Origin of the sequence: Streptomyces sp. TLI_185, assembly GCF_003814765.1 — a bacterium.
Classification (GTDB): Bacteria; Actinomycetota; Actinomycetes; order Streptomycetales; family Streptomycetaceae; genus Streptomyces.
The window spans coordinates 1,508,408-1,535,084 of the sequence record NZ_RKRB01000001.1 but is presented as its reverse complement, the minus strand read 5'-3'; the positions used below and the strand labels follow the sequence as shown (position 1 = coordinate 1,535,084).

The following is a 26,677-nucleotide window of genomic DNA, read 5'->3' as shown; positions in this document are numbered from 1 at the left end:
CCCGGCCAGCGGTCTTCTCGCCGGGGCCAATGATCTCCCGCCGCGGTCAGGCGAGGTCGACGAGCTTTATGTAGTGCGTCCAGTCCCAGTGGGGTCCGGGGTCGGTGTGGTCCGTCCCCGGCACCTCGTAGTGCCCGATGATGTGGTCCCGGTCCTTCGGGATGCCGTACTTCGCACAGATCGCCGCCGTGAGTCCGGCCGACTGTTCGTACAGGGCGTCGGTGAAGTATTCGGGCCGGTCCACCCAGCCCTCGTGTTCGATGCCGATGCTGCGCGTGTTGTAGTCCCAGTCGCCCGCGTGCCAGGCGATGTCGGCCTCCCGAACGCACTGCGCCACGTGCCCGTCCGCCGAACGCACCAGGTAGTGCGCGGTCACCTTCTTCTCGGGGTTCTGGAAGATGGCGAGCGTCTTGGCGTACGTCTCCTGCGTGACATGGATGATCACGCAGTCGAGGGGATAGGACGTGGGGCGGTCCGATGCCGTGTAGTTGGACCTGTTCGCCGGCTGCCACTCGGCGCCCGGGTAGTCGACGGCCTGGTCCTGCGCCCCGGCCCGCGCGTCGGGAAGCAACGCGTACGGGACGGCGGCCAGGGCAGCGCCCTTCAGGAACCGCCGTCTGGATGTGCTGGGTCCTGCCCGTTCCATGAAGCCGTGCCTTTCGGTCAGCGGGGGAGGCTCAGCCCCGCAAACTCGTCGCGATCTCGCGCAGCTGCGCGTGCACGCCGCGATGAGTCTCGCGCGCGGGCAGCCACTCCTTGCGGATCTTGGCCACGCAGGTGTAGTTGGTGTCGCACACATTGGCCAGCGGTGACTCCACCGCCTGGGTGGCGAACTGGTAGGCGTCCAGCTCACTGAAGCCGTAGTCGCGCACCAGCCACTGCACCAGGTCGAGCTGCGATATCCGGAACGCATCCTCCAGTGGGCGGGCCGACCCCGTCGAGATGATGTGCGTGTCCGACTCGATGCGCGGCCAGGGCGTGGCGATCCCCTTGAGCAGTTCCACGATCACCACCGTGTTCATCGCGCACTCGACCGCGACCCCGCAGGTCTCGCCCTCACCCTGCCGAGCGTGCCCGTCGCCGAGGCTGAGCAGCGCGCCCTCCACATTCACGCCGAGGTAGCAGGTGACGCCGGTCCGCATCTCGGGCGTGTCCATGTTGCCGCCGTGCGCGTCGGGCACCAGGGCCGAACGCACCTCGAGGTTGGCGGGGGCCACGCCCACGGTGCCGTGCATCGGGTCCATGGGCAGCTCGATCTCGATGTCGCTGTCATGCGCCCGGAACAGCGTCGTGCGGCGGCTGCGGTCGAGCTGCCAGATCCACACCGTCTCCGGCAGCGGCGGCTGGAGCGTGGCCGTGGTGTGCGTCGAGGTGAGCGCGCCGAACAGCGGGACCGTGGTCGAGGCGGCCCAGTCGCGGGCCGGTTCGACGGACACGAAGTGCACGGCGACCGTGTCACCCGGTTGGGCGCCCTCGATGTGGAACGGTCCGGTCTGCGGATTGAGGAAGGGGAACTCGCACACCTCGGACACCAGGTCCTTCTCGGACCGCACCCGTCCGGCGAAGCAGTCCTCGGTGTACAGGTCGAGGACCGTGCCGGGCGCGATACGCGCCACGGGCGGCGCGCCGCCGAACGTCCAGGCGTACTCGCCCGGCTCCGGCCGGATGGTCAGGATGTGGGGATCGCTCATGGGTGTGCTGCTCCGTTCTGCACAGGGCCGGTGGGAGAGGGGTCGTCGAGGTGGACGCGGGCGGTCTCGGATATCCGCTCGGGATGCCGCCGCATGAGCACCAGCAGCACCACGACGCCGACGGCCATCCACACGGCGACGACCGGTCCCGCGTAGGAGACGGGCGCGGTCAGCTCGGTGACGAAGTCGAAGACGGGCAGGCCCGCCGCGGTCAGCAGCGCGGGCACGAACGCGACGATGCCCAGCAGCGGCAGCAGCAGATGCCGTACCGGTTTGAGCAACTCCCGCCTGCGGCGCAGGAAATAGCCGGCGCAGGCGAGGTTGACGACGATGTACACGCCGATCACGACGGTGACGATCACCGTGGCGAGCAGCAGGAAGGCCGTCACCGGGTCGTAGCCGAAGCCGAGCCCCAGCACCGCACCGACCGCCACCACGGTCTGCACGGCGATTCCGGCGACGGGGGAGCGGTATCCGGGGTGGAGCGTGGCGAAGAGGCCAGGCAGGACGCGGATGCGGGCCAGGGCGAAGGCCGTCCGGGTGGAGACGTTGGCGCATGCGTTGGCGTTGGCGATCGTCGAGTTCACCACGGCCAGGAACACCAGCACCCAGAACAGGCCGAACGACGCCCGTGCCACACCCTCCCAGGACGCGGCGCCGGAGGCCCCGAACTTCGCGAACCGGTCCGGCCCGACGTACACCGTCATGGCGTAGGTGGTGACCACGTAGAACAGGCCGATCCCGAGCGCCGCGCCGAGCACCGCCCGGTGCATCGTGCGGCGCGGGTTGCGCGTCTCCTCGGCGAGCGGCGCCGCGGCCTCGAACCCGGCGAAGGCCAGCACCGTGTACACCGACCCGGCGAATACCCCGCTGATCCCTTGGTAGCCCTCGGCCGTGTGCGACGTGCCGAACACCGAAAGGGTGTTGTCCGCTCCCGCCTTGCCGATCAGCCAGACGGCGAACACCAGGAAGACAAGGACCTCGAAGACGCCCAGGACGGTGCCGAAGCGGGCCGAGGCACGCACCCCGAAGTACCCTGCGGCTGCGATGATCGCCGCACCCGCGAGTGCCCAGGGCCACCACAGGTCCGCCGGATACGAGGACCACTCCTGGTGCAGCGTGCCGGCCGTGGTGAAGCCGAGCTGCAGAAGCAGCAGCGGCGGCACCAGCGCCTCCACGAACACATAGCCCCAGCCGACGAGGAAGCCGACCGCCGGATGCAGTCCCTGCGCCGCATACGTCGACACCGAGCCAGCCGCCGGGAGCTCACGCGCCAGCTCGGCCACGCAGGACGCGGTGAACAGGCAGGCCACCAGCGCGATCAGCACGGCCAGCGGCAGACTTCCGCCGGCGAAGGCCGCGCCCGACGGAATGGACGCGGCGACGGCTGCGGCCGGTGCCATGGCCGTGATGCTCTGGAACAGCACCTCGCGCAGCCCGATCGCGTCGCGCCTGAGACCTACGTCCGCTGTCACATCCCCCGACATGTGAATCCCCCTCACACCACGCCGACTTGCCCGACGCCGCCCGACCCGGCGGGAGTGCCTCGCGTGAATCACGGTACGGCGCTTGCGAGTTGGGCAGAAGGGTGCAGCGTGCTTCGGTGGACGACGGTGCGATTGTGGAAAACCCGGCCACCCGTACGGGTGAAGCCGACGGCTGGGCGCGATCTACTGCGTACGCCGCAGGCTTGCCGAGAGATGGTGCTGCAACGGCCGGCCGACCGCCGCGAGGTCGAAGGCGAAGGTGAGGGTGTCGTCGTCGGCGAGGGTGTAGCGGCGGCGGGTGGCGGTGACCTCCTTCGCGGTGGGGGTGAGCGCCACGTCGTGGGTGGAGAGGTCCACCGTGCCCTCGCCCGCCTGGCCGACGGCGATCTCCGCAATCCCGGTGGGCTGGGTGATCAGTGCCTCCACCCGGCCCTCGGGCTGAAGCCGCCACCAGCCGCTCTCCCGGGCCGCCGGACGCAGCGGTGCGCCGCCGGCATCGAGCAGCCATGCCCGGGCCTCGTAGTGGAGGAAGGGGCGCCCGTCATGGCTGAAGACGACCTCCTGCCCGTACGCGAAGTCCCCGTCGAGCGTCGGGTAGCCGCCCTCGCCGCGGCCCTGCCATGCACCCAGGAGGCCGAGCACGGGCGCGAGCAGCGGGTGTGGTGCGGGCGGTGCGTCCGGCCGCCGGCTGTCGGGGTACGGGTGCTCAGCTGCTGGGTCGAACACGGTTGCGCTCCTCGGGTCGTGCCGGTGCCGGGGAAAGCCTAAGGCGGGGGCAGGGTGCTGATCCGGAACCGCGGCGCGGGTGCCGGGGTCAGGCTCGTTCGGCCACCGCCGCGGGGTCGTCCAGCACCGCCCGCACCACCGAGTTCGCCGCGCCCAGCAGGGGCCCTTCCGGGCCCAGCCGCGACACGGACACCGGACAGGCGGGACCCGCGGTGCGCCGGTCCAACTCGGCCTCCAGCGACGGCAGCAGCCACGGCGCGAGCCCGGCCAGCGCGCCGCCCAGCACCACGCTCTCGGGATCCAGCAGGTTGACCGCCCCGGTCAGCGCGATGCCGAGCGCCTTCCCTGCGTCGCGCAGCGCACCCCGTACGTCCTCGTCGCCCTCGGCGGCCCGGCCCGCGAGCAGCCCTACACGGTCCTCGCCCGGCTCCAGACCCGCCGCACGCAGCACCGCCTCCTCACCGGCGTACTGCTCCAGACAGCCGCGCCCGCCACACGGGCACACAGGCCCCTCCGGCTGCACCGGCACATGCCCCAGCTCGCCCGCGAAACCACGCGTCCCGCGCAGCAGCCCCCCGGCCACGACGACCGCCGCGCCAATACCGATCTCGGCCGACACGTGCAGGAAGTCGTGCGGGGTGTCCTCGCCGAGCCAGAGCTCGGCGAGGGCACCGAAGTTGGCCTCGTTGTCAACGGTCAGCGGGATGTCGGTGGGCAGCAGCGCCCCGATGTCGGTGTCGTGCCAGTCGAGGTTCGGGGCGCGTACGACGGTGCGGGCGTCGCGCGCCACCAGGCCCGGCACGGCCACCGCGAGCCCCGCGGGCCACAGCCCCTCGCGCTCCGCCTCGGCGACCACCCGGCGCACCAGATCGGTGAGTTCCTCGATCACCGGCTCGGGCAAGCGGCCGCGGTTGGCGCCGTGTCGCACGGCACGCGCGCGTACCTGTCCGCGCAGGTCGACCGCGCAGACCGCGAGGTGGTCCACGCCGATCTCGGCGCCGATGCCGGCGGGGCCGTGCCCGCTGACGGCGAGCGCCGAGCCGGGACGGCCCACCCTTCCGGGCCGCTCGGGACCGAGCTCCTCGAGCAGCCCCGTGCGTATGAGCTCGTCGACGAGGGTCGACACGGCCGCCCGGGTCAGCCCGATGCGGGAGGCGACGGCGGCCCGGGAGAGCGGTCCCTCGGCGCTGACGGTGTGCATCACCCGGGCGAGATTGCGGCGGCGCATGCCCTGCTGGGTGTCGGGCAGCGCCCGCCCCGGGCCGGCCGGGTGGGCCTCGTGCAGCGGTGCGGTCATGCCCCCGTCCTCAGCTGTCGGTGCTCCGCTCCAGCAGCGGGGCCGCGTCGGAGAGTACCCCGGCGATCCTCGCCAGCGTCGCCTCGTCCCGCTGCACGGCCTCCAGCACCGGGCCCGCGGCGGTGTTCCAGCGCCGGGCGACCGAGGCCGGATCCTCCCCGGTCAGCAGGCCCGCCGCCTGCGCCGCGGCGCCCAGCGCGACCAGTTCCTTGGCCTGGGGCACCTGGACCGGACGGCCCGACAGGCGGCGTACGGTCTGCTGCCAGGCCGTGCCCCGGGCGCCGCCACCGATCAGCAGCAGCGGCGTCGAGCGGTCCGCGTCCTCGTCGAGGACCAGGTCGAGCGCGCCGAGCAGCGAGTGCACGGCGCCGTCGTAGGCGGCCTGCAGGAGCTGGCCGCCGGTGGTGTCGTGGCGCAGTCCGTGCAGCAGACCGGAGGCACCGGGCAGATTGGGGGTGCGCTCGCCGTCCAGGTAGGGCAGCAGGGTGATGCCGGTGGCCGGTTCGACGGCCTCGCGGTCCAGGCCCAGCAGCGTGGCGACGCGGTCGACGGCGAGCGTGCAGTTCAGGGTGCAGGCCAGCGGCAGCCAGTCGCCGTGGGCGTCGGCGAAGCCCGCCACCGTGCCGGTCGGGTCGGCCGGGCGCCGCTTGGAGACCGCGTACACCGTGCCCGACGTGCCCAGGCTGAGCACCGGGGTACCGGGACGCAGCCCGAGGCCGAGCGCCGCAGCGGCGTTGTCACCCGTGCCCGGAGCGACCAGGGTGCCCTTGGAGAACGGCAGGTCGTGGCTGTCGCGCACGGTGCCCGCCACCTCACCGGGCCGGACCACCCGGGGCAGCAGCGCAGGGTCGAGCCCCACGTGCGCGAGGGTCTCCTCGTCGTAGGACTCCGTCCCCGAAGCCCACCACCCCGTACCGGAGACGTCGCCGCGGTCGGTGGTGCCCTGTCCGGTCAGCCGCTCGGTGAGGTAGTCGTGGGGCAGGCGCACCGCCCTGGTGGCGCGGACCGCCTCCGGCTCGTTCTCGGCCAGCCAGGCCCACTTGGTGACGGTGAAGGAGGGGCCGGGCACGCTTCCGGTGCGCTCCGCCCAGGCCTTCGGGCCGCCCAGCTCCTCGACCAGGCGGCGGGCCTGCGGCGCCGAGCGCACGTCGTTCCACAGCAGCGCCGGGCGCACCGGCTCGCCCCGCTCGTCCAGAGTGACCAGGCCGTGCTGCTGCCCGCCGATCGAGACCGCGGCGGCCTCGTGTGCCGCGTCACCGCACTGGTCAAGCGCCTCGCACAGGGCCTCCCACCACTGGCGCGGGTCGCTCTCGCGGCCGGCCCCGGAGGAGACGGTGTGCGGTGCCTGGCCGCTCGCGACGACCTGACCGGTGGCCGCGTCGACGACGAGCGCCTTGGTGGACTGGGTGGACGTGTCCACGCCGACGACGAGCGGACCCTCGGCTGCTGACATCGGGCTCTCCCTTTTTCCGCGGCTCTGCGGGCTCTGACCTGCTGGTTCGAGGGTTCCCGGGCCATGGCGACCCGGAACCTCACCCCTTCGGGGACATCTTGTCCCTTCCCAGGGATGCGTCCGCATACTAATTTGTAAACCGCCATGACGAAATAGTCGTAAGGCAACCGTCGCAAACAAGCAAGGAGCCGCGGCATGAGCTACCAGCCCACCCCCGAGGACAGGTTCACCTTCGGCCTGTGGACCGTCGGCTGGCAGGGAAGGGACCCGTTCGGCGACGCCACGCGGCGTGCCCTCGACCCGGTCGAGACGGTGCAGCGCCTGAGCGAGCTCGGCGCCTACGGCGTCACCTTCCACGACGACGACCTGATCCCCTTCGGATCCTCCGACACCGAGCGCGAGTCGCACATCAAGCGCTTCCGCCAGGCCCTCGACACGACCGGCATGACCGTGCCGATGGCCACCACCAACCTGTTCACCCACCCCGTCTTCAAGGACGGCGCGTTCACCGCGAACGACCGCGAGGTGCGCCGCTACGCCCTGCGCAAGACCATCCGCAACATCGACCTCGCGGCCGAGCTCGGCGCGAAGACCTACGTCGCCTGGGGCGGCCGTGAGGGCGCCGAGTCCGGCGCCGCCAAGGACGTACGTGTCGCCCTCGACCGCATGAAGGAGGCCTTCGACCTCCTCGGCGAGTACGTCACCTCCCAGGGCTACGACCTCAAGTTCGCGATCGAGCCCAAGCCGAACGAGCCCCGCGGTGACATCCTGCTGCCCACCGTCGGCCACGCCCTCGCCTTCATCGAGCGCCTGGAGCGCCCGGAGCTGTACGGCGTCAACCCCGAGGTCGGCCACGAACAGATGGCCGGGCTGAACTTCCCGCACGGCATCGCGCAGGCCCTGTGGGCGGGCAAGCTCTTCCACATCGACCTCAACGGCCAGTCCGGCATCAAGTACGACCAGGACCTGCGCTTCGGCGCCGGCGACCTGCGCGCCGCGTTCTGGCTGGTCGACCTCCTGGAGAGCGCCGGCTACGACGGCCCGCGCCACTTCGACTTCAAGCCGCCGCGGACCGAGGACCTCGACGGCGTGTGGGCCTCGGCCGCCGGCTGCATGCGCAACTACCTCATCCTCAAGGAGCGCGCGGCCGCCTTCCGCGCCGACCCGGAGGTCCAGGAGGCCCTGCGCGCCTCGCGCCTGGACCAGCTCGCCCAGCCGACCGCCGGCGACGGCCTTGAGGCCCTGCTCGCCGACCGCAGCGCCTTCGAGGAGTTCGACGTCGAGGCGACCGCCGCGCGCGGGATGGCCTTCGAGCACCTCGACCAGCTGGCCATGGATCATCTGCTGGGGGCTCGCGGCTGAACGGCACGCGTACACGTGCGCGTGCGTGCTTGATCCGTATGCGCACGCGCGCGTGCCTGGGCGACGCCCGCGCGGAATGCCCCGGAACCGTACGGTCCATGGCATGGGGCCGTATCAACTTCCGTGCGGGGGTCGCCGCCTGGCCGATCTGCGGCGACTCTGGACGGTATGGCCACACCGCCGGTACCGCCTCGACCGCCCGGCCCGCCGGGTGACACACCGCCGGCGGGCGGCGGGTTCGGACCACCTCCCACCTACGGCGACTGGCAGCCGCCCCCTCCACCGCCCAGGCGACGGCGCAGCCCGCTCTTCGTCCTCCTGGTCGCCCTCGCGGCGGTCGCCGCGGTGGTCGTCGTCGTCCTGATGGCCTCCGACCACGACGACTCGCCCGACAAGAAGACACCCAACGACACCAGTGCGAGCTCCGGCCGCACTTCGTCGCCGTCCCTGAGCATCCCGACGGAACTGCCGAGCAAGCTGCCCAGCAGACTGCCGTCGAGGCTGCCCAGCGGATTGCCGAGCAGTGTCCCGAGCGACCTCGAATCGCTGATTCCTTCCCTGGGGGACGTCGACCTGCCCTGACGCGAGGTCAGGCACCGTGAGGAGACAACCGCCCCGGGCTGTGACCAGGCCAACCAGGCGATCGCGAGCGACAATGAAACCTTCGACAAGGCGTCCGCGGCCTCATTGAGCTCCCTCGCGTCGAACCTCGACGCGGCCGCGGACGCCGCGGACGACCCCGATGTGAACTCCACGATCCGCGCTCTCGCCAATGACAGCCGGTCCATGAGCGACAGCGCCGCCGGGGCGCAAGCTGCGATCGACCGGAACGACGCTGCCCAGGGCCAGGTCTCCACGGACGCGTTCAGTGCCGGCGTGAAGCAGTGGGAGAAGGACGCACCGACGAGACCACTCGGCGGGACGCCACCCGAGAATCGCCCCGCGCGCAGGCCGCTATTGACGGTCTGCGCCTTCGGTGGCCTGTGGGGCCCTGCGCAGTGGGTTCGATCGCTTCCTCCACGGAGGCCGGGAGAGCTGGCAGGGGCCGGCTCCGACTGTTCGCCATTTCGTCGGCGGGTCGGTGGGTCGGTGGCGATATCTGATCGGTGAGTGCGCGGCGCGGTTGCGGTGCCCGGCCCCCGCAACCGCCCTGCTCGTTGCACTTGCGCCGTCCATGCCAAGGCTCTATAACGTCTCCTGCAGGTATCGGCGGGGATGGCCGGAAATGGCAGTTGCCGCCGACCAGGGGGGATCCTCGGCTCCGTCGCGATCGGCATCAGTGCCCCCAGAGCGACGGAGACCGGACCATGACCAACGACGCATATCGTGCTGCCCTGACCCGCCTGGCCGTCGACCCGGCCTTCCGTGCCGAACTCGACGGCGACACCGGTGAGGTTGCGCGAAGACTCGGCCTGTCGCCCGCCCAGGTCGCCGAACTCCGCTCCCTCCGCGTCGAGTCCGCCACCGACGGGGGACCGGCCGCTCTCGACCCACGGCTGTCCAAGTCGTCCCTGTTCTTCGGAAGCGCGGCGCACGTGTTGGCGCATCACGACATCACCGCTGACCACACCGTCCCGGTCGAGCACCAGGCCGAGGTGACGCACGAGGCCTCCACGACCCACGCCGTCCCGGCTGAGCAGGTCTCCGGCGACCACGATGCCGGTGCCCCGGCCTCCGCCGAGCAGGGCTACGACCTGTCAGGTCCCGCCGGAGGCCAGGAGGGCGCCGCCGGCCTGGACACGGCAGCCACCGGTACCCACAGCCTGCTCGGCGGCCCCCTGCTGGACCGGTCCCCGGCCGAAGTGGCCGGCGAGCTGGGCCAGGGCGGCAACTTCGCTGACTTCGGTGACTTCGGAGGGCTCGGGGAGCATCTCGGCGGTGGCGCCGAGGGGGGCTTCGGTGACTTCGGCGCCGGGGGTGACGGCGGGTTCGGTGGCGTCGAAGGGGACTTCGGCGGGTTCGGCGGCGGTGCCGATGGCGGGTTCGGCGCTGCCGGCGGCGAGTTCGGCGATGGCGGCCTTGGCACCGGCGGCTTCGGTGACGGTGGCTTTGCCGACGGCGGTGTCGGCTCCGGCGGCTTCGGTGACGGCGGCGCGGGTTCCGGTGGGTTCGGCGACCTCGGGGGCCATGGCGGCTTCGGAGGTGCCGGTGGGGAAGGCGGCGGGGACGCCGGTCACTTCGGCCACGGTGGCATCTACGACCGTGACGGCGGCGAAGGCGGCGGCGGCGAGAGTGGCGGCGGCGAGGGCGGCGGCGACTCGGAGAACAGCAATCGTCCCAGCGGCGGTGGTGGCCATGGCGGCGGTGGTGAGGGTGGTGGCGGTGGCGGTGAGGGTGGTGGTGACCCCGAGAACACCAACCGTCCCAGCGGTGGTGGTGGCCATGGCGGCGGTGGTGAGGGTGGTGGCGGCGGTGGTGAGGGTGGTGGTGACCCCGAGAACACCAACCGTCCCAGCGGTGGTGGTCATGGCGGCGGTGGTGAGGGTGGTGGCGGTGGCGGTGAGGGTGGTGGTGACCCCGAGAACACCAACCGTCCCAGCGGTGGTGGTCATGGCGGCGGTGGTGAGGGTGGTGGCGGTGGCGGTGAGGGTGGTGGTGACCCCGAGAACACCAACCGTCCCAGCGGTGGTGGTCATGGCGGCGGTGACAGTGGCGGCGACGGAAACGGCGGAGGCAGCCACGAGAACATCGGACGGCGGCCCGGCGGTGTCGGTGAGCCCGGCGGTGGTAACCGCATCATCGTCCAGGGGGGTCTGCCCGCCTCGGGCGAGAGTGACAGCGGTGATCACATCATCGTCCAGGGTGGCCTACCCGCCTCCGGCCTCGGAAACGCCGCCACGCACCTGCCGGACTCCGGCCCCGCCGCGGAAGGCGAAGCAGGCTTCAGCGGCGGTACGTTCCGCAGCGGTTCCGGCGCAGGCTGAGCCACCGCATGCTCTGCCGTGTCTGCCGCGTCCACGTGCGGCGCGACTTCCCGTACTGCTTGCACTGCGGTACCCCGCGCCGGGGTGCCGCACCGACCTCGTTCGCCGCACCCCGGTTGCGCGGCCTCGACGAACCCACGCTGCTCGTCTCGCTGACCGGCCCGGTCACCACGCTGGGCCGGGGCGAGGACAACGACGTGGTCCTGTCCGACACCAGCGTCTCGCGCCGCCACGCCCGCATCGTCCGCACCGCTGAGGGCTTCCGGATCGAGGACCTGGACTCCTTCAACGGCACCGCCGTCGGCGGCGTCGACCTGCACGGCGGCGCGGCCGGCCTCGCCGACGGCACCGAGCTGTCCGTCGGCGACGTACGCCTGGTGTTCGAGCAGCCCCGCGACACCCGGATCGGCTCGCGCACGATGGTCGTCGGCACCGAGTTGACGCAACTGCCCAACGCCGGACAGGCCGGGCAGGAGGAGGCTCCCGAGGCGAACGGCCCGCTCACCGCGCGCCCCCGCCGCCGTTCCGGATGGGCCCTCAAGCAGATTCCCACCGAACGCGGCGCACCCCGCTGGGTGCTCAGCAGCACCCGAACCGGCCGCTATCTGGAACTGGACGAGCGCCAGGTCTTCCTGTGGCATGCCGTGGACGGCGAGAACTCCGTACGGGACCTGCTGTTCGCCTACGCCGACCGCTACGGCGAACTCGCCCTGCCCCGCATCGAGTCCGCGCTGGCCGCGTTCGCGGACGCCGGGCTGCTGCGCGGCCTGCCCGGGCGGCCGGCGGAGGAGCGGCCGACGGGCTGGCGGCGGGCGGCGGGTGCCGTGTACGGGGCGCTGATGAAGCTGGAGGTGTCCGTCCCCGGCCTCGACCGGCTGGTGACCCGGCTCTACCAGGCTTCCGGCTGGCGTCTGTTCAGCCGGACCGGGGTGCTGCTCGCCTGGCTGTCGGTGGCGGGCGGTCTCGTCGCGTTCTTCGCCGCACAGGGGCGGCACCATCTGCTGGACTTCGGCGGGGCGGGCGTGTGGGGCCCGGTCCTGCTGGCCGCCGGATATGTGAGCGCGCTGTTCGTCCACGAGCTCACCCATGCGCTGGCCGTGAAGTCGTACGGCCGCAAGGTCAGGCGCGGCGGGTTCCTGCTGATGATGGGCATGCCGTTCGCGTTCGTGGACACCAGCGACATGTGGTTCGGCTCCCGCTGGTCACGGGTCGTGGTGGCCCTCTCCGGGCCGCTGTCCACGGCGGCGCTGGCCGGCTGGTGCGCCACGGGCGCGGCCCTGCTGCCCGCCGGACCCGCCTCGGCCGTCCTCTACCACCTGGCCTTCGGCCTCTACCTGAACACGCTCTACAACTTCAACCCGCTGATGCCGCTGGACGGTTACCAGGCGCTGACCGACGCCCTGCGCGTGCCGCGGCTGCGCGAGGAGGCGAGCGCCTACTTCCGCACGGGCCTGTGGCGGGACCTGCGCGCGGGCAACCGGCCCGGCCCCCGTCAGGCCGGCCTGGCCGCCTACGGCCTCGCGGTCGTCGTGGGCACCTACGGCTTCCTCGGCCTCGCCCTGCTGGCCTGGCGCTCCCGCATCGGCGACCTGCTGGACGGCCGGCTGGCCGAGCCGTGGCCCACGCTGATCGAGGCGGCCGTGGTCGCCCTGGTCGCCTTCCCGGTGTGGTCCGCGCCCGCGCGCTGGCTGCTGCGCCGGGTACGGCGCCGACGGGACGCGAAGGACGTACGGCAGCAGGGCGCCGGGCTCCCCGCGCCTGTGGAGGGGACCGCATGATCCAGGACACGCCCGCCGAGGGCGGCTGGGCCGTACCCGGCTACGCGGCCGTCCGGACGCTGGGAGAGGGAGCCGGCGGCCGGGTCGTCCTCGCCCGGCACACCGCGACCGGCGTCCCCGTCGCCGTCAAGTACCTGAGTGAACGCCTCCGCGCGGACCGGGAGTTCCTGGCCCGCTTCCGCGCCGAGGCCCGGCTGCTCGGCGAGCTCCGGCACCCGTGCGTGGTGCGGCTCTACGAGTACGTCGAGGCACGCGCCGGCGCCGCGATCGTGATGGAGGCCGTGGACGGCGTCAGCCTGCGCCACCTGCTGCGCCGGCACGGGGCTACCGGCCCCGAGGCCGCGCTCGTCCTGCTCAAGGGCTCCCTGCTGGGGCTGGGAGCGGCCCACACGGCCGGGGTGGTGCACCGCGACTACAAACCGGAGAACGTCCTGGTCCGCGCCGACGGCACCAGCGCGCTCGCCGACTTCGGCATCGCGGTGCGCAGCGGGCGGGAGACCGACGTCGCGGGCACGCCCGCCTATATGGCCCCCGAGCAGTGGAACGGCGAGCCCGCCGGCCCGGCGGCCGACATCTACGCGGCCTCCGTGGTGTTCTTCGAGTGCCTGACCGGCCGGCGGCCGTTCCCCGGCGACGACATGACCGCGCTGCGCCTGCAGCACCTGCGCGCACCGGCCCCGCTGGACGACGTACCCGCGCCGGTGCGCGGACTGCTGCGCGCGGGCCTGGCGAAGGACTCGGCGGACCGGCCCGGCGTCGAGACGTTCCTCGCCGACCTGGAACGGTCCGCCACCGAGGGCTACGGCGCCGGCTGGGAGGAGCGCGGCCGCCGCCGACTGGCCGAACTCGCCGCGCTGCTCGCCCTGTTGTTCCCGTTCACCGCGACCGCGACCCTGGAAGGGCCGGCCACCGCGCTCACCCTGCTGGGCCGGCTGAAGCGCGGGGGATGGAAGGTGGCGACCGGTGGGGTGGCCGCGCTGGTGGTCGTCGCGGGCGGAGCGACGTACGCGACGGGCCGCCCGCACGAGACGTCGACGACGGTGGCGAGTTCGACCCCCGCACCGGTCAACTCGCCGACGGTACCGGTCACTTCACCCTCCCCGTCCAGTTCGGTGAGCAGTGCCCCGCCCACGGCCGACACCTCGCCCACCACCACTCGCTCGGAAAGCCCGTCGTCCTCGCCCACGCCGTCCACGGAGACGACCGCACCGGCCGGGACGCCGACGGCCGAGTCCCCCGGCCCGGCCACCCCCGGCACCGTCACCCTCACCATCGGCTCCTGGCAGCGTGGACAGAAACCCGGCACGCTCATCGCGGCGGTGACCGTCGAGACGACGGGCACCGGTCCGCTGACCGTCACCGCGAACTACTACGTCGACACACCCGCCGACCCGTACGGCTCCCAGGCCCAGTCCCTGTCCGGGAGCACGCGGTACGACCTGACCTTCGAGGCCGATTTCTCCAACCACCCGTGCCGAGGGACCTGGAAGGTCTCGCTCAGCAGCGACCCGGCGGCAGCGAACGGTCCCCAGACGGCCTCCCTGGACGCACCGCCGTGCTGACCACGCTCCCGAGGAATCCGAGAGCCACTCCCCGCCGCGACGAGAACGGATCGACATGACGACAGCCACCACAGTGGCCGGCCGGCCCCTGTCCGGCTGGTCACGGCACACGCGCCACGGCACCTGGTACGCCCTGCTCCCCGCCCGGTCAGGCGAGCGGACCCTCGGCGCGCTGCGCATCGACCGCGCCCTGCTGGCGCCCGACGGCACGCGCGAGCGCCTGGCAGCCGTGGTGCTCGCCACGGCGAAGCTCCGGCTGCCCGGACTGCTCGGCACGGTCGACCTCGTGGCCGAGGCAGGTGAGGTGTGGCTGCTCACGGCCCGGCCGCCGGCCCCCACCCTGGCCGACGTCCTGTCGTCGGCAGGCGGCCCCCGCCCGGACGCGGGCAGCGCGGCCAGCGTTCTCAACGAGACCGCGCAGACCATCCTCGCCCTGCGCACGGCAGGCCTGCCCCACGGCCCACTCGGCCCCGACACCGTCGTCATCGCCCCGGACGGTGTCGCCCTGCTGGCCGAGGCGGAACCGGGCGCGGTGCTGGGCGACGCGGCCGCCGTACCGGTGTCGGGCGACGAGGCCGTCGTACCGATGTCGGGCGACGCGCCGTACGCCGACCGCCGGGCAGCAGTCGCCACCGCTGCCTGGGCCGCCCTGGCCCGCTCCCTCGGAGACGCCTGGGCGCAGCCCGAAACCCCCGCGGCGGACCTGTTCGCTCGCTGCTCCGCCATCGCCGAGTCGCAGGGGCTGGCGGCGGCCCGGGCCGAGCTGGTCGCAGGACGCGCAGCGCTCCCGGCGGACTTCCTGCGCCGCACGGCGCTCCGCGCGGCGGCGGCCGCGTCGACCCCGGACTTCGCGCCGCCGAAGGCACCGGCACCGTCCGTCACAGTGACTCCTGGTCGCCCGGCTCAGCGGACGGACCCTCACCCGGCGCCGAACGCAACCGACTCCGACCCACGCCCCACCGTCCCCGAAAATCCTGCTGCCGCACCCGACCGTTCTTCCCGCCCCTCAGCCGCCGTCGCCCAACCCGCCACGGCGGACCACGCCCACACCGCCGCAGTCCCGGACCCGCGAGCCTCCCTGGCCGCCCCCGGACCGCACCCTTCAGCCGTCGCCGACCCGCCCACCACGGTCGGCCGCGCTCACCGTCCCCATGCCGCGGACCCCCAGGTGACCGTCCTCGGCAAGCGCAACCGTGTCGCCATGCCTCCGGTGGACGCAGGGGAGGGCTCCGACGGGATCCTGCTCCGGTTCGGGCCTGGGGTCCCGGTGGAGGAACAGGACGTCCTGCGTGCCCGATGGCGGACCGAGGCAGCGGTTCCCGCCTCCCCGCGCTCGCGCCGCAAACGCCGGGGCTGGATCGTCACCACCGCCGTCGTCGCGATCGCAGCCGTCCTGCTCTGGTTGCTGCTTCGCCCGGCCCCCGCTCCCGCGATCGTCGCTGTCCGGGTCCAGGCCCCCGCCGGGCCGTTGCACTGCGGTCAGACGGCCGACCTCGTCGGTGTCGTCACCACTGACGGGCACGGGGGCCCCGTCAGTTACCGGTGGCTGCGCGCGGACGGTCAGGATTCTGGCGAGCTCGTCCGCACCGCCCACAGTGGTGAGCGCAGGGTCAGGGTGCACCTGCGCTGGACGGTCCGCGGTTCCGGTCGCTTCCGGGGGACCGCCCGCCTGAGGATCGCGCACCAGTCGGCCCCGATGGAGGCGAAGGCGAGCTTCACCTACGTCTGTCCTTGAGGCGCCTCTCCTCGGGCATGTTGCCGGCGTGAGCCACGTCGCATCGGAGCGGGCGAGGCTTGCTATGCAACGAGTTGCATAGAAGGATCGACGGCATGGCGCTCGAACACGCGATCTTGGTGTCGCTTCTGGAGAAGCCAGGTTCCGGCTACGAGCTGGCCCGGCGCTTCGAGCGGTCCATCGGCTACTTCTGGACCGCGACCCACCAACAGATCTACCGCGTGCTCAAGCGCATGGAGAACGACGGTTGGGTCGACGTGCGGGACGTCGCGCAGCAGGGCCGGCCGGACAAGAAGGAATACTCCGTCGCCGACCTCGGCCGGGCTGCGCTGTCCTCCTGGTTGCAGGATCCGATCGAGCCGGAGAGCGTCCGCCACGACCTGGCCGTGAAGATCCGCGGCGCCGCCTTCGACGACCCGGCCGCCCTGATCCGCGAGGTGGAGCGGCACCGCCAGGCGCACCGGGACCGGCTGGCGCGCTATCTCGCAGGAGAGGCGCGCGACTTCACGCCCGAAGCAAGCACGCCCGAAGCAAGCACGGCCGGTACTGCTGCGCCGCTCGACGCGGAGCGAGAGCTCCAGCATGTCGTCCTGCGCGGAGGCATCGCGTACGAGCGGATGATGATCGACTGGCTGGACGACGTGCTCGCCACGCTGGCCCGGTTCGGTCCCGGCCGCTGATCGCCGCCGTTCCCCCGCCGCTCCTCCCGATCCCCCGTCCGGCCCGTCCGGCCCGTCCGGCCCTTCCCGCCGTCTGATCTTCCGTTTCCCACCCGTCCACCAGCCGAAAGGCGTCATCCCATGGCCGACCAGTTGCTGTTCAACCCGCGCACCTACGACCCCGCGCACTTCGACCCCGAGACGCGCCGCTTGCTGCGTGCCACCGTCGACTGGTTCGAGGAGCGCGGGAAGAGGCGGCTGATCGAGGACTACCGGACCCGCGCCTGGCTCGGCGACTTCCTCGCCTTCGCAGCGAAAGAGAACCTTTTCGCCACCTTCCTGACGCCGTCGTCCGCCGCGGGGGAGGGGGAACCGGACAAGCGGTGGGACACCGGCCGGATCGCCGCGCTCAACGAGATCCTGGGCTTTTACGGCCTCGACTACTGGTACGCCTGGCAGGTCACGATCCTCGGCCTCGGCCCGGTCTGGCAGAGCGACAACGCCGCCGCCCGCGCCCGCGCCGCCGAACTCCTCGCCCAGGGTGAGGTGTTCGCGTTCGGCTTGTCCGAGAAGGCCCACGGCGCCGACATCTACTCCACCGACATGCTGCTCGAGCCCGACGGCAACGGCGGCTTCCGTGCCACCGGCTCCAAGTACTACATCGGCAACGGCAACGCCGCAGGACTCGTCTCGGTCTTCGGCCGCCGTACCGACGTCGAGGGCCCCGACGGCTACGTCTTCTTCGCCGCCGACAGCCGTCACCCGGCCTATCACCTGGTCAAGAACGTCGTCGACTCCTCGAAGTTCGTCAGCGAGTTCCGGCTGGAGGACTACCCCGTAGCGGGCGAGGACGTCCTGCACACCGGCCGCGCCGCCTTCGACGCCGCGCTCAACACCGTCAACGTCGGCAAGTTCAACCTGTGCACCGCCTCGATCGGCATCTGCGAGCACGCGATGTACGAGGCCGTCACCCACGCCCACAACCGCATCCTCTACGGCCGCCCCGTCACCGCCTTCCCGCATGTGCGGCGTGAGCTGACCGACGCGTACGTCAGGCTCGTCGGCATGAAGCTGTTCAGCGACCGCGCCGTCGACTACTTCCGCTCCGCCGGCCCGGACGACCGCCGCTACCTCCTCTTCAACCCGATGACGAAGATGAAGGTGACCACCGAGGGCGAGAAGGTCATCGACCTGATGTGGGACGTCATCGCGGCCAAGGGCTTCGAGAAGGACAACTACTTCGCCCAGGCTGCCGTGGAGATCCGCGGCCTTCCGAAGCTGGAGGGCACGGTCCACGTCAACCTGGCGCTGATCCTGAAGTTCCTGCGCAGCCACCTCCTCGACCCGGTCGACTACCCCGCCGTACCCACCCGCCTCGACGCGGCCGACGACGACTTCCTGTTCCGGCAGGGCCCGGCCCGCGGCCTCGGCTCGGTGCGCTTCCACGACTGGCGGCCCGCCTTCGACACGTACGCGCATCTGCCGAATGTGTCCCGTTTCCGCGAACAGGCCGACGCACTGTGCGAGTTCGTCGCCACGGCCGCGCCCGACGCGGAGCAGAGCCGGGACCTCGACCTCCTCCTCGCGGTCGGTCAACTCTTCGCCCTCGTCGTGCACGGACAGCTCGTCCTGGAGCAGGCCGCCCTGACCGGCCTCGACGAGGACGTGCTCGACGAACTCTTCGCCGTCCTCGTACGGGACTTCTCCGCGCACGCCGTCGAACTGCACGGCAAGGACTCGGCGACCGAACAGCAGCAGGAGTGGGCGCTCGGTTCGATCCGGCGGCCGGTCGTCGACGAGGCACGCACGGAGCGGGTCTGGCAGCGGGTCGAGGCGCTGTCCGGCGCGTACGAGATGGCCCCGTAGGCGCGCCCTGCGCATCAGCAACGGGTGGCCGGGCCGCGCGGGCCCGGCCACCGTCGGGAAGTGTTCAGCCCCGCCGCAGGTCACATGCCAGGCTGAAGCCGGCGCAGCCGCACATACGTCACCGTCGTCTCGATGCCGCTGTCCACCAGCCGCCCCTGCGCGTCGAAAGCGCCCGCGCCGTCCGTCATGCCGAAGTCGTTGTCGTTGATCAGGGCGAGCGTGTCGTGATCCACGCGCGCGATGCCCTCGATCTTCCCGGGCACCCCGGCGACCGTACCGAGGTCGACGACCAGCCGCTTGTCGAGCACCGGGACGCCGGAGGCCGCCGGGTCGTCGAGCTGCTCCAGGGACGGAGACGTCGTGTCGTCGTCGTAGGGACCACCCAGGATGTTCGCGCCTCGCTCCAGCTTCACCAGCTGCAGCCGCGCGGCCTTGTCGGTGCGCTCCTCCACCAGCAGCCGATTGCCGCCCACGGCGACCACCGACGAGATCTTCAGCTCGGAGGTGTCGTCCTCGCTCGGGTCCACCACGTTCACCGGATCGAAGCGGTACGCGTACTCGGCGGTGACGGCCTTCTTCTTCGGCGAGAAACGCAGCAGACGCGTGGTGCGCGACGCTGCACCCGCATCCGTGTCGGGCAGGGACAGCGGGCTCTGCACGGTCATCACCAGGTCGCCGCCGGGCAGTTGGGCCAACCCCTCGAAACCGCGGTTGAGTTTCCGGTGCAGCAGGATCGCGGGCAGCGCCTCCACCACCGGGTACTCGGTGCCGGTGAGGTTCAGCCCCTTCGGCACGTAGCGCGTGAGCACCCTCCCGCGCGCGGAGACATGGACAAGGCTCGGGCCGTATTCGTCGACGAGCCAGAAACTCCCGTCCTCGGCCCGCACGATGCCCTCCGTGTCCAGCCCGCTCGGGTTGTACGACAGCGCAGACCTGGCGTCGTAGGAGTACGGCACCTCGTCGCGCCCCGCCTGGTTCGGCAGCCCCGTGACGGCCTTCCCGGAAGCGGTGGTGATCGGAATCGCGTCCAGCACCTTCACGGTGTCGCCGACCACCCGGATCTTCACGATCGCCGGATCGAAGCCCGGCACCGGGAAGGTGCGGCGCTTCGTACCGGCCACCTTGATCTGGCCGTTGGGCCCGCGGTCGGTGACCGTCCAGAACTCACCCTTGCGGCCCGCCGGGTAGATGTCGCTGCCGATCCCGCCGAGGTCGATGCCCCGGTCTTCGTCCACCGTCCCGGGCAACAGGCTGTTGCTGAAGCCGCCCAGCGGAATGTCCCCGAGCGTCGCCGTACGGACGACATGCGCATCCTCGTCCGACGCACTCGCGTCCGGACCGGCCGCCACCAGGGCCGCGATCACGACCAGCGGAACGCTCACTGCGACGGAGCGCCGGACGCGGAGCCGGCCGGTGGCGTGCGGGAACATCGGGCCTCCTGTGTGACAAGTTCGTTGACAGCGGCAAGATTTGGGCACTGCAGCGAACGCGTCGCGACCGCCGGGTGAACACGGGGCGTCGGGTTGCGGCGCAGTGGACGCGACCCGGTTGATGCCTGCCTGAGAGGTGGCGGCTCTGCTCGGCACGCAGCCTGACCGGCCCTGAGTACCGCAGGACTCAGAGCACGACCGTTCGCGCGATCGTCGCTTGGCCGCCGACCCGGATTCGGTGCTCCACGCCGTCGTGGTGAACGGTTGCTGTGATGGTCGACGGGCAGCCGAGGTGGTCGCCCATGTCGACGATGAGGCGGTCCGTACCGGATCCGGCCGCGTGCGCGGCCAGGCAGGCCGTGCTGTTGGCGTTGGCGATGTCCTCGGGGACTCCGATCGACGGCGCGAACATCCGGGCTGCCGCCCGGCCGTGCCGGTCCGGGAGCGAGTAGGCGTAGCAGCCCAGCAGACCGTGGCGGTCGCAGGCTGCGCGCAGCAGGGCGAAGTCCGGGGTGAGCTCGGCCAGCACGGCGCGGGACCGGAGGGGCAGCAGAAGCCTCGGCCGCCCGTTCGACGCCACGCAGGCGTCCCCGGCGACTGCGTCCTCGGGCAGACCGAGGCCGTGTGCGATCGCCTCCAGTTCGGGCCCTTGGGCGTCGCTCAGGCTGACCGGGCCTGGATCGAACGATGCTGTCAGGCTGTCACCGTTTCGGGTGGCCCGGCCGTCGAAGCTGCGGTGGGCCGTCCGCAGGACGGCGCGGTAGTCGTCGCTGCCTTCACGTTCGGCGAGCAGCGCGAGGGCGGCGACGGTGCCGTGGCCGCAGGCGGGCAGTTCGCCTGCGGCGGTGAAGAACCGGAGGGTGTACGGCGGATGGGCGCGCTCGGTTCCGGTCGGGCGGAGGAAGACGGCGTGCGACGTTCCCAACTCCGTGGTAACACGGCATCGTTCCTCGTCGGTCAGCGGCGCGTCGTCCAGAACGGCGGTCGGGCTGCCACCCCTGCGCTGTCGCTGACACGCGTCGACGATCGCTACCTCGGGCATGGCACCGGGCCGGTGGTCAGCAGCATCGTCAGGTCGAGTGCGGGTGCGCTGTGTGTCAACGCTCCGACCGAGATCAGGTCGACGCCCGTTTCGGCGATGGCGCGGACACTGTCCAGGCGGACGGTACCCGAGGCCTCCAGCAGGATCCGGGGAGCGTCGGCCCGTCCGGCCCGGATCTTCACCACCTGCTCGATGTCGGCCAACGGCATGTTGTCGAGCATGATCCAGCGGGCCCCGGCATCGAGCGCCTCAGCAGCTTCTGCCACGGTCTGCACTTCGACATCGACCTCCACCGTCTGCCCGGTACGCGCCATCCCGCGGCGGACTGCCTCGATCGCTGCGGTGACCCCGCCCGCCGCGGCGATGTGGTTCTCCTTGAGCAGGACCATCGCCGCGAGGTCGAGCCGGTGGTTGTGGCCACCGCCGACGGTCACCGCGTACTTGTCGAGGGCACGCAGGCCCGGTGCCGTCTTGCGGGTGTCCAGAATGCGGGTCCTGGTCGCGGCCACGGCCTGGACGTAGCGGTCGGTCAGTGTCGCGATGCCGCACAGGCGCTGCAGGAAGTTCAGCGCCGTGCGCTCGCCGGTGATCAGGCTGCGCGCCGGACCGGACAGGCGCAACAGGACGTCGCCGTCGGTCAGCCGGGCGCCGTCGGCGACGCTCGCCTCGATCTCGACCTCGGGATCGACCTGCGCGAAGACCTCGGCGACCACGGGGAGGCCGGCGGCAATGCCGCTCTGCCGGGTGCGGACTTCGGCCGTGGCCGCCAGGTCTTCGGGAACACTCCACGCGGTGGTGATGTCGTTCCCCGAGGCGTCCTCGGCCAGGGCGGCGGCGACGGCGGCCCGTCCCGCAGCCGAGGGAAACTGTGTCGTGGTCATCTGGTCTCCGTCTCCGGGTGGGCGTTGAGCCTGGCGGTCACCACCACTGACGCAGCTGCAGCGCAGGTAGTGCTCCCAGGCGGTGATCGTGGGATTCGGAAGCGGACGGTGCGGGGCGACGCGGGTGGGTGGTTGCCACGACGGACCCCTTCGTTTCGTTTTCCGAAGCGATCGCCGATGGTAGCGTTTCGGAATCCGAAGCATCAACCTTGGAGGCTGGACTCCACGCCATGCCAACCCCAAAACCCGGCAAGCCAGTTCGTGGTTCGACCACCGGTCGCCCCCTCATGGCCGCACTCGACCTGTTCGGACGGCGGTGGAGCCTGCGCATCCTTTGGGAGCTGCGCGAGGGCCCCCTTGGGTTCCGCCCCCTGCAGAAGCAGTGCGACGACATGTCCTCCAGCGTGATGCGGCAGCGCCTGACCGAACTGCTGGATGCCCACGTGGTCCACCAACTGCCCGACAGTCGGTACGAGCTCACTCCGCTGGGGCGGGATGCCTGCCTCGCACTCAACCCCCTTGCCCAGTGGTCGGAGCGCTGGGCGGCGATGCTCGACCCGCAACCGGCGCACCGCGACAGCGAGCGGCCCGCCGACGGCACCTCGCATCCCGACGCCGTGGGCGACGGGACGCCCGAGAGGGGTTCTGCCGGCTGACGCCCGCGCGGCCTGGGTTGACGGCGCGCTCGGAACCTCCGCAGGCCCTAGGTCCTTGCCAAGCTGGGTGAGGTGATAGGCGTCGCCGTGCAGAGTGGGCACGCGGGCGCCGGTCAGCTCGCCCAGCCGGGTGCTGAGCATGCTCGATGGCATGCGTTCACAACGGCGCTGCAACTCCCGGAAGCCTGCCGGGGCTTGGTTCAGTTCCCACAGGATGCGCAGCGTCCAGCGCCGCCCGAGCAGATCGAGTGCAGCCATGGCCGGGCGCCCTGAATCGGGCCCTCGTACCGGTGAAGCCGGCCGAGGCGTTCTGGCTTCCATGCCTACTCCTTGCGCTTCGGGTTTCGAAGCGCCATAGTGATTCGAAAACCGAAGCAGGAGGTGCCCATGCCGCGCATCGAACCGCTCACCCCGCCATATCCCGCGCCCATCGACCAGGCACTGCGCCGATGGATGCCTCCCGGCGTGACACACGAGCCGCTCACACTGTTCCGGGTACTGCACCGCAACCCGGAACTGGCCTCACGCATGTTCGCCCTGGGGGCCGGCCTGCTGGGCCACGGACTTCTTCCCGCCATCGACCGCGAGATCATCATCGCCCGAGTAACCGCACGCACCGGCTGCGCCTACGAATGGGGGGCACACGCCGCGACCCTCGCACAGCAGGCCGGACTGAGCCAGGAACAGCTCCAGGCCACCACCGACATCGACGTCGCAGCCAACACCGCGTGGCTGCCTCGTCATGCGGCACTGCTCAACGCCGTCGACGAACTGCACGACACAGCACAACTCTCACAACCCGCCTGGGATTCGCTGGGCGTCCACTACGAAGACGCCCAACTCCTGGAGTTCCTCGTGCTGGCCGGCTGGTACCGAACCATCAGCTACCTGGCCAACGGGCTCCTCCTGGAGGAAGAGCCCTGGGGTGCCCCGTTCCCGGCGCAGTGAGCCCTTTCCAACTTCACGCTGAGCCGGCCAGATGTAGAGCGAGGACGGCTTGGGCGGGACATCGTTCACGACTTCATCCAGACAGGGATGCCTGGTGAATTGAGCGATTGGTACGAGTTGCAGGCAGGGCTCCATCGCCAACTGAGACATCGTCTTGTCTCAACAGCACACCACAATCAGCCAGTTCCTTGCGAACCGCCCTCTGAATGCCCGGTGATCCGTCGCCGGGGCCGATCAATCTGAGTGTCGACTCGAAGCCTGGCACGCTTGTCCGAACACAGGAGGTTTCCATGGCCAAGGGTTACTGGGTCAGCGTCTACCGCACCATTTCCGACCCCGAGAAACTGGCCGCCTACAACAAGCTGGCTGGTCCGGCCGTCCAGGCCGGGGGCGGGCGGAGGCTCGCCGTCGGCGGTCGAGTCGTCGCCCACGATGACGGAATCGCCGAGCGCACCGTCCTGATCGAGTTCGACACCTTTGAACAGGCGGTCGCGGCACGTGAGAGCGCGGCATACCAGGAGGCGCTGGTCACCCTTTCCGACGCCGTCGAGCGCGACTTCCGCATCGTCGAAGGCGTCGACTGACCGGCGCACTGACGTTCAGGCCGGCCTGGCGGCCCCGCTGGCCTCGTCGGCAGAACTCACGCTCGCCCGAAGCGAACCGCGAACCGGTACTCATGCGACAGATCGGTCCAGCGGGCAAACGGATCTGATGACCAGCGGCACGTCCAGCATCCATCTGCTGTGTGACCCGTCTGGGCTGCTGTCATGAAAGGCCCGTGACCAGCAGGAATGCCGGTCGCGGGCCTTTTCGCGATCTCCAGTATGCACGCGAGTGTGCACGAGTGCCCGAGAAAACCTGACTCACACTCCTGTCCAACGTTGCCTCTCGTTGGACGACGCACGCCGGAAGGCAGGACATCAGGCTGAGCAGGGAGGCCAGGGCTGCACCAGTGCGCACGTTGACGGCGCGTTGGGGCACTTGTGCGCCCGCGGCGACCACGCGGGCGCCGCGCCGTCATGCGGGCTGGGTGGTGATGGTGCACAGGCGCTTGGTGGCCCGGGTCAGGGCCACGTACAGGTCCCTCTCCCCGCCGGGGCGGGCCGTGATGATCTCCTCGGGGTTCAGGACGACGACCCCGTCGAACTCGAGGCCACGTGTTTCGGACGCGGGCACGATGCGTGCGCGGTCGGCGATGCCGTGAGCCGTCAACTGGCTCACCCGGGTGTCCGCGCAGATCACTCCCAGGAGTTCGTCCGGCTGCGCGGTGCTCTGGGCGCGCAGTTCCTCCACGAGGGCGGTGACCAACCCGTCCCCATGTGCGGTCACGGTGCGCGGGCTCTCACCGCTGCGCAGTGACCGTGTGGGCCGCTGGTCCGGAGCGATCCGCGCGAGCATGTCCCGGACGTTCTCCAGGATTTCCTGCGTGGTGCGGTAACTGACCGTCAGGTCGTGCAGTCTGAACCGTGTCCCGACATGCGGGCTCAGGGCTTCCTTCCAGTCGCGTGCCGTCGTGGCCGGGCCCGACTGGGCGAAGTCACCCACCAGCGTCATCGCCCTCGCCGGGCAGCGGCGGACGATCATCCGCCACTGCATGGCGGTCAGTTCCTGCGCCTCGTCGACGACGACGTGCCCGTACGTCCGCTCGGGCGGGCCGTCGACCAGGCTCGCCGCCTCGTCCAGCAACGGCACGTCCGCATCGGTCCACGGGGCGTCCGGGGCACGCAGGAGCAGGGACCGCTCCTGCGGGGTCAAGGTCGGCAGGCGCTCGGCCAGGGCGTCGGCATCCGTCAGCAGTGCCTTCACGAGGTCGCCGGGTACCAGCCTCGGCCACAGCGCATCGACCGCCCGGTCGACACCGGCGTCGTCGAGGAGATCGGCCCCGATGGCTTCCAGGTCCAGCTCGTGGACCGGACCCGGGTCGGCGGCGCCCTCGGCACGGCGCTGGGCGACCCCCGTGAACCGGTCGAGGTTCAGGCCCGTCATCTGCTCGGCATCGGCGTCGATCTGCTCCAGGAGATCGCCCATGTCCCGTTGCATCGCGTCGGTGACGGCGTCGACCAGGAGTTCCTTGAACGTCTGGCGCGCGGGGTTGTGGCCGGATGCGGCCGCCAGGGCGGCGGCGCGTGCAGTGGCGACCTCCTTCTCGGACAGGCGGACCAGTTCCTGCCCGACCCGGACGGTGAAGTCACCGGCGGGGGCCTGGTGGTCTCGCAGCAGGCCGGCCAGGGCGTCGGCGAGGTCCAATCCGCCCTTGAGGCGCGCCGTGTCGAACGGGTCCACCGCGTCCGGGGACACTCCGGCCAGTTCCTGACAGGTCGCCAGATCGACGTCGTTCTCCCCGAGCGAGGGAAGGACCTGGGAGATGTAGTCGAGGAAACGGGCGTTTGGGCCCACCACGAGGACGCCTTCCTCCGCGGCGCGCGGGAACGCGTACAGGACGTAGGCCGCCCGGTGCAGGGCGACCACCGTCTTGCCGGTGCCGGGCCCGCCCTGCACCACGGTCACTCCGCGGTGGGCGGAGCGGACGATCTCGTCCTGCTCGGCCTGCAGCGTCGCGACGGCCGCGTGCATCCTGCCCGTACGCCGTGCCGACAGGGCCTCGGTCAACGGGCCGTCCCCCACGACGTCCTCGTCGGTCGGAGCGGACCCGTCCAGCAGTTCGTCGCTCACTGAGACGACCGTGCGCTCCTCGAGGCGCAGGTGCCGGCGCCGCCGCAGATCCATCGGGTGGACCGGTGTCGCCTCGTAGAAGGGCCGCGCGGCGTTCGCGCGCCAGTCCACGAGCAGCGGCAGTTCGTCCTCCTCCGTGTGCAGTCCGATCCGCCCGATGCGCAGGGCCGTCCCGTCCGTCCAGTCGATGCGCCCGAAGACCAGCCCGTTTTTGGCGCCTTCCAGCCGGCCGATCTCCTTGGTCAGACGGTCGGCGGCGATCTCTCTCTCGTACGCTGCCCCGGCGCCGTCCGCCGGGGCCTTCAGTACACTCGCCCGGTTCGCTCGCGCCTCGGAAAGCCGCTCGGTGAGCAGCTCATACAATGAGGACACGTAACCTTGCTCCGATTCAACCGCACGCACGGCAGAATCATTTATCTTTGACAACAAGGGACTCCTTCGATTCGAGCCGCACCATACGGACAAAGTTCCCTGAAGGTAAGTCTTGAATTACTTGTCGCGGCTATG

21 protein-coding genes and 1 pseudogene are annotated in these 26,677 nt (G+C 71.3%); 10 read left to right on the top strand and 12 right to left on the bottom strand.

The genetic code is table 11. From position 1 onward, the window contains the following. Nucleotides 1–46: 46 nt before the first annotated feature. The 6 genes from EDD92_RS06900 to xylB form a co-directional block, all read right to left on the bottom strand. Nucleotides 47–646 carry an N-acetylmuramoyl-L-alanine amidase gene (locus EDD92_RS06900; RefSeq protein ID WP_123963484.1) on the bottom strand — a complete coding sequence of 200 codons (600 nt, stop codon included), beginning with the start codon at nucleotides 644–646 and terminating at the stop codon, nucleotides 47–49. A gap of 31 nt (nucleotides 647–677) precedes the next feature. Beyond that, a complete protein-coding gene (locus tag EDD92_RS06895; RefSeq protein WP_123963483.1) occupies nucleotides 678–1,691 on the bottom strand; it encodes an acetamidase/formamidase family protein in 1,014 nt (337 codons plus the stop codon). Beyond that, on the bottom strand, nucleotides 1,688–3,178 hold the full coding sequence (locus EDD92_RS06890) for an APC family permease (protein ID WP_123963482.1): 1,491 nt from the start codon (nucleotides 3,176–3,178) through the stop codon (nucleotides 1,688–1,690). Before EDD92_RS06890 ends, EDD92_RS06895 begins: the two co-directional genes overlap by 4 nt. Before the next feature lie 183 nt (nucleotides 3,179–3,361). Beyond that, nucleotides 3,362–3,904 (bottom strand): FABP family protein, encoded by a 543-nt coding sequence (locus tag EDD92_RS06885; RefSeq protein WP_123963481.1) that lies wholly within the window; start codon nucleotides 3,902–3,904, stop codon nucleotides 3,362–3,364. A gap of 88 nt (nucleotides 3,905–3,992) precedes the next feature. Beyond that, on the bottom strand, nucleotides 3,993–5,201 hold the full coding sequence (locus EDD92_RS06880; protein ID WP_123963480.1) for an ROK family transcriptional regulator: 1,209 nt from the start codon (nucleotides 5,199–5,201) through the stop codon (nucleotides 3,993–3,995). Nucleotides 5,202–5,211: 10 nt separating this feature from the next. Then, on the bottom strand, nucleotides 5,212–6,654 hold the full coding sequence (gene xylB, locus EDD92_RS06875) for a xylulokinase (protein ID WP_123963479.1): 1,443 nt from the start codon (nucleotides 6,652–6,654) through the stop codon (nucleotides 5,212–5,214). A gap of 195 nt (nucleotides 6,655–6,849) precedes the next feature. On the opposite strand from xylB, the gene xylA reads away from it, so the two are divergent. Together xylA and EDD92_RS50965 are read left to right on the top strand one after the other, a co-directional pair. Next, nucleotides 6,850–8,016, top strand: coding sequence for a xylose isomerase (gene xylA, locus EDD92_RS06870; protein ID WP_123963478.1), 1,167 nt, complete (start codon nucleotides 6,850–6,852; stop codon nucleotides 8,014–8,016). A 168-nt stretch (nucleotides 8,017–8,184) separates the two neighbouring features. Beyond that, the gene (locus EDD92_RS50965; RefSeq protein ID WP_260326377.1) at nucleotides 8,185–8,598 is read left to right on the top strand and encodes a hypothetical protein; all 414 of its coding nucleotides are present in this window, start codon (nucleotides 8,185–8,187) and stop codon (nucleotides 8,596–8,598) included. Between the two features lie 1,115 nt (nucleotides 8,599–9,713). On the opposite strand, the gene EDD92_RS50960 is transcribed toward EDD92_RS50965, so the two are convergent. Continuing rightward, a complete protein-coding gene (locus tag EDD92_RS50960; RefSeq protein ID WP_185124509.1) occupies nucleotides 9,714–10,697 on the bottom strand; it encodes a hypothetical protein in 984 nt (327 codons plus the stop codon). 251 nt (nucleotides 10,698–10,948) lie between these two features. Between EDD92_RS50960 and EDD92_RS06850 the strand changes: the two genes are divergently transcribed. From EDD92_RS06850 to EDD92_RS06830, 5 genes are all read left to right on the top strand, one after another. Further along, nucleotides 10,949–12,718 (top strand): PqqD family peptide modification chaperone, encoded by a 1,770-nt coding sequence (locus EDD92_RS06850; RefSeq protein WP_123963477.1) that lies wholly within the window; start codon nucleotides 10,949–10,951, stop codon nucleotides 12,716–12,718. Continuing rightward, nucleotides 12,715–14,280 (top strand): serine/threonine-protein kinase, encoded by a 1,566-nt coding sequence (locus tag EDD92_RS06845; RefSeq protein WP_123963476.1) that lies wholly within the window; start codon nucleotides 12,715–12,717, stop codon nucleotides 14,278–14,280. The genes EDD92_RS06850 and EDD92_RS06845 overlap by 4 nt, the downstream gene beginning before the upstream one ends. 55 nt (nucleotides 14,281–14,335) lie before the next feature. Continuing rightward, a complete protein-coding gene (locus EDD92_RS06840) occupies nucleotides 14,336–16,015 on the top strand; it encodes a hypothetical protein (protein WP_123963475.1) in 1,680 nt (559 codons plus the stop codon). A gap of 95 nt (nucleotides 16,016–16,110) precedes the next feature. Continuing rightward, nucleotides 16,111–16,695, top strand: coding sequence for a PadR family transcriptional regulator (locus EDD92_RS06835; protein WP_123963474.1), 585 nt, complete (start codon nucleotides 16,111–16,113; stop codon nucleotides 16,693–16,695). A 120-nt stretch (nucleotides 16,696–16,815) separates the two neighbouring features. Next, complete coding sequence (locus EDD92_RS06830) at nucleotides 16,816–18,540, top strand: acyl-CoA dehydrogenase family protein (protein WP_123963473.1); 1,725 nt, start codon at nucleotides 16,816–16,818, stop codon at nucleotides 18,538–18,540. Nucleotides 18,541–18,620: 80 nt separating this feature from the next. Here the strand turns inward: EDD92_RS06830 and EDD92_RS06825 are convergent, their stop codons facing one another. The 3 genes from EDD92_RS06825 to nadC form a co-directional block, all read right to left on the bottom strand. Then, nucleotides 18,621–19,970, bottom strand: a complete 1,350-nt coding sequence (locus EDD92_RS06825) for an esterase-like activity of phytase family protein (RefSeq protein WP_123963472.1) — start codon at nucleotides 19,968–19,970, stop codon at nucleotides 18,621–18,623. Between the two features lie 187 nt (nucleotides 19,971–20,157). After that, on the bottom strand, nucleotides 20,158–21,012 hold the full coding sequence (locus EDD92_RS06820; RefSeq protein WP_123963471.1) for a PhzF family phenazine biosynthesis protein: 855 nt from the start codon (nucleotides 21,010–21,012) through the stop codon (nucleotides 20,158–20,160). Continuing rightward, a complete protein-coding gene (nadC, locus tag EDD92_RS06815) occupies nucleotides 21,000–21,893 on the bottom strand; it encodes a carboxylating nicotinate-nucleotide diphosphorylase (RefSeq protein WP_123963470.1) in 894 nt (297 codons plus the stop codon). The genes EDD92_RS06820 and nadC overlap by 13 nt, the downstream gene beginning before the upstream one ends. A 287-nt stretch (nucleotides 21,894–22,180) precedes the next feature. On the opposite strand from nadC, the gene EDD92_RS06810 reads away from it, so the two are divergent. Next, a complete protein-coding gene (locus EDD92_RS06810) occupies nucleotides 22,181–22,549 on the top strand; it encodes a helix-turn-helix domain-containing protein (protein WP_123963469.1) in 369 nt (122 codons plus the stop codon). Between the two features lie 111 nt (nucleotides 22,550–22,660). Here the strand turns inward: EDD92_RS06810 and EDD92_RS52390 are convergent. Then, nucleotides 22,661–22,807 (bottom strand): annotated as a pseudogene (locus EDD92_RS52390) (winged helix-turn-helix transcriptional regulator); the annotation flags it as partial. Nucleotides 22,808–22,936: 129 nt separating this feature from the next. Here EDD92_RS52390 and EDD92_RS06800 point away from each other — a divergent pair. Beyond that, a complete protein-coding gene (locus EDD92_RS06800) occupies nucleotides 22,937–23,497 on the top strand; it encodes a carboxymuconolactone decarboxylase family protein (RefSeq protein WP_123963468.1) in 561 nt (186 codons plus the stop codon). A gap of 290 nt (nucleotides 23,498–23,787) precedes the next feature. Continuing rightward, a complete protein-coding gene (locus EDD92_RS06795; protein WP_123963467.1) occupies nucleotides 23,788–24,081 on the top strand; it encodes a DUF1330 domain-containing protein in 294 nt (97 codons plus the stop codon). A gap of 433 nt (nucleotides 24,082–24,514) precedes the next feature. Here EDD92_RS06795 and EDD92_RS06790 read toward each other — a convergent pair whose 3' ends face one another. Further along, nucleotides 24,515–26,542, bottom strand: coding sequence for an AAA family ATPase (locus tag EDD92_RS06790; RefSeq protein WP_123963466.1), 2,028 nt, complete (start codon nucleotides 26,540–26,542; stop codon nucleotides 24,515–24,517). Between the last annotated feature and the right edge of the window lie 135 nt (nucleotides 26,543–26,677).

Bases quoted from the DNA above. Each gene is read 5' to 3' on its own strand.
- nadC (WP_123963470.1), bottom strand. From the start codon at position 21,893: ATGACCACGACACAGTTTCCCTCGGCTGCGGGACGGGCCGCCGTCGCC.
- EDD92_RS06900 (WP_123963484.1), bottom strand. From the start codon at position 646: ATGGAACGGGCAGGACCCAGCACATCCAGACGGCGGTTCCTGAAGGGC.
- EDD92_RS06820 (WP_123963471.1), bottom strand. From the start codon at position 21,012: ATGCCCGAGGTAGCGATCGTCGACGCGTGTCAGCGACAGCGCAGGGGT.
- EDD92_RS06835 (WP_123963474.1), top strand. From the start codon at position 16,111: ATGGCGCTCGAACACGCGATCTTGGTGTCGCTTCTGGAGAAGCCAGGT.
- EDD92_RS06825 (WP_123963472.1), bottom strand. From the start codon at position 19,970: ATGTTCCCGCACGCCACCGGCCGGCTCCGCGTCCGGCGCTCCGTCGCA.
- EDD92_RS06795 (WP_123963467.1), top strand. From the start codon at position 23,788: ATGGCCAAGGGTTACTGGGTCAGCGTCTACCGCACCATTTCCGACCCC.
- EDD92_RS06800 (WP_123963468.1), top strand. From the start codon at position 22,937: ATGCCGCGCATCGAACCGCTCACCCCGCCATATCCCGCGCCCATCGAC.
- EDD92_RS06895 (WP_123963483.1), bottom strand. From the start codon at position 1,691: ATGAGCGATCCCCACATCCTGACCATCCGGCCGGAGCCGGGCGAGTAC.
- EDD92_RS06890 (WP_123963482.1), bottom strand. From the start codon at position 3,178: ATGTCGGGGGATGTGACAGCGGACGTAGGTCTCAGGCGCGACGCGATC.
- EDD92_RS50965 (WP_260326377.1), top strand. From the start codon at position 8,185: ATGGCCACACCGCCGGTACCGCCTCGACCGCCCGGCCCGCCGGGTGAC.
- EDD92_RS06810 (WP_123963469.1), top strand. From the start codon at position 22,181: ATGGCCGCACTCGACCTGTTCGGACGGCGGTGGAGCCTGCGCATCCTT.
- EDD92_RS06880 (WP_123963480.1), bottom strand. From the start codon at position 5,201: ATGACCGCACCGCTGCACGAGGCCCACCCGGCCGGCCCGGGGCGGGCG.
- EDD92_RS06845 (WP_123963476.1), top strand. From the start codon at position 12,715: ATGATCCAGGACACGCCCGCCGAGGGCGGCTGGGCCGTACCCGGCTAC.
- xylA (WP_123963478.1), top strand. From the start codon at position 6,850: ATGAGCTACCAGCCCACCCCCGAGGACAGGTTCACCTTCGGCCTGTGG.
- EDD92_RS06850 (WP_123963477.1), top strand. From the start codon at position 10,949: ATGCTCTGCCGTGTCTGCCGCGTCCACGTGCGGCGCGACTTCCCGTAC.
- EDD92_RS06840 (WP_123963475.1), top strand. From the start codon at position 14,336: ATGACGACAGCCACCACAGTGGCCGGCCGGCCCCTGTCCGGCTGGTCA.
- EDD92_RS06830 (WP_123963473.1), top strand. From the start codon at position 16,816: ATGGCCGACCAGTTGCTGTTCAACCCGCGCACCTACGACCCCGCGCAC.
- xylB (WP_123963479.1), bottom strand. From the start codon at position 6,654: ATGTCAGCAGCCGAGGGTCCGCTCGTCGTCGGCGTGGACACGTCCACC.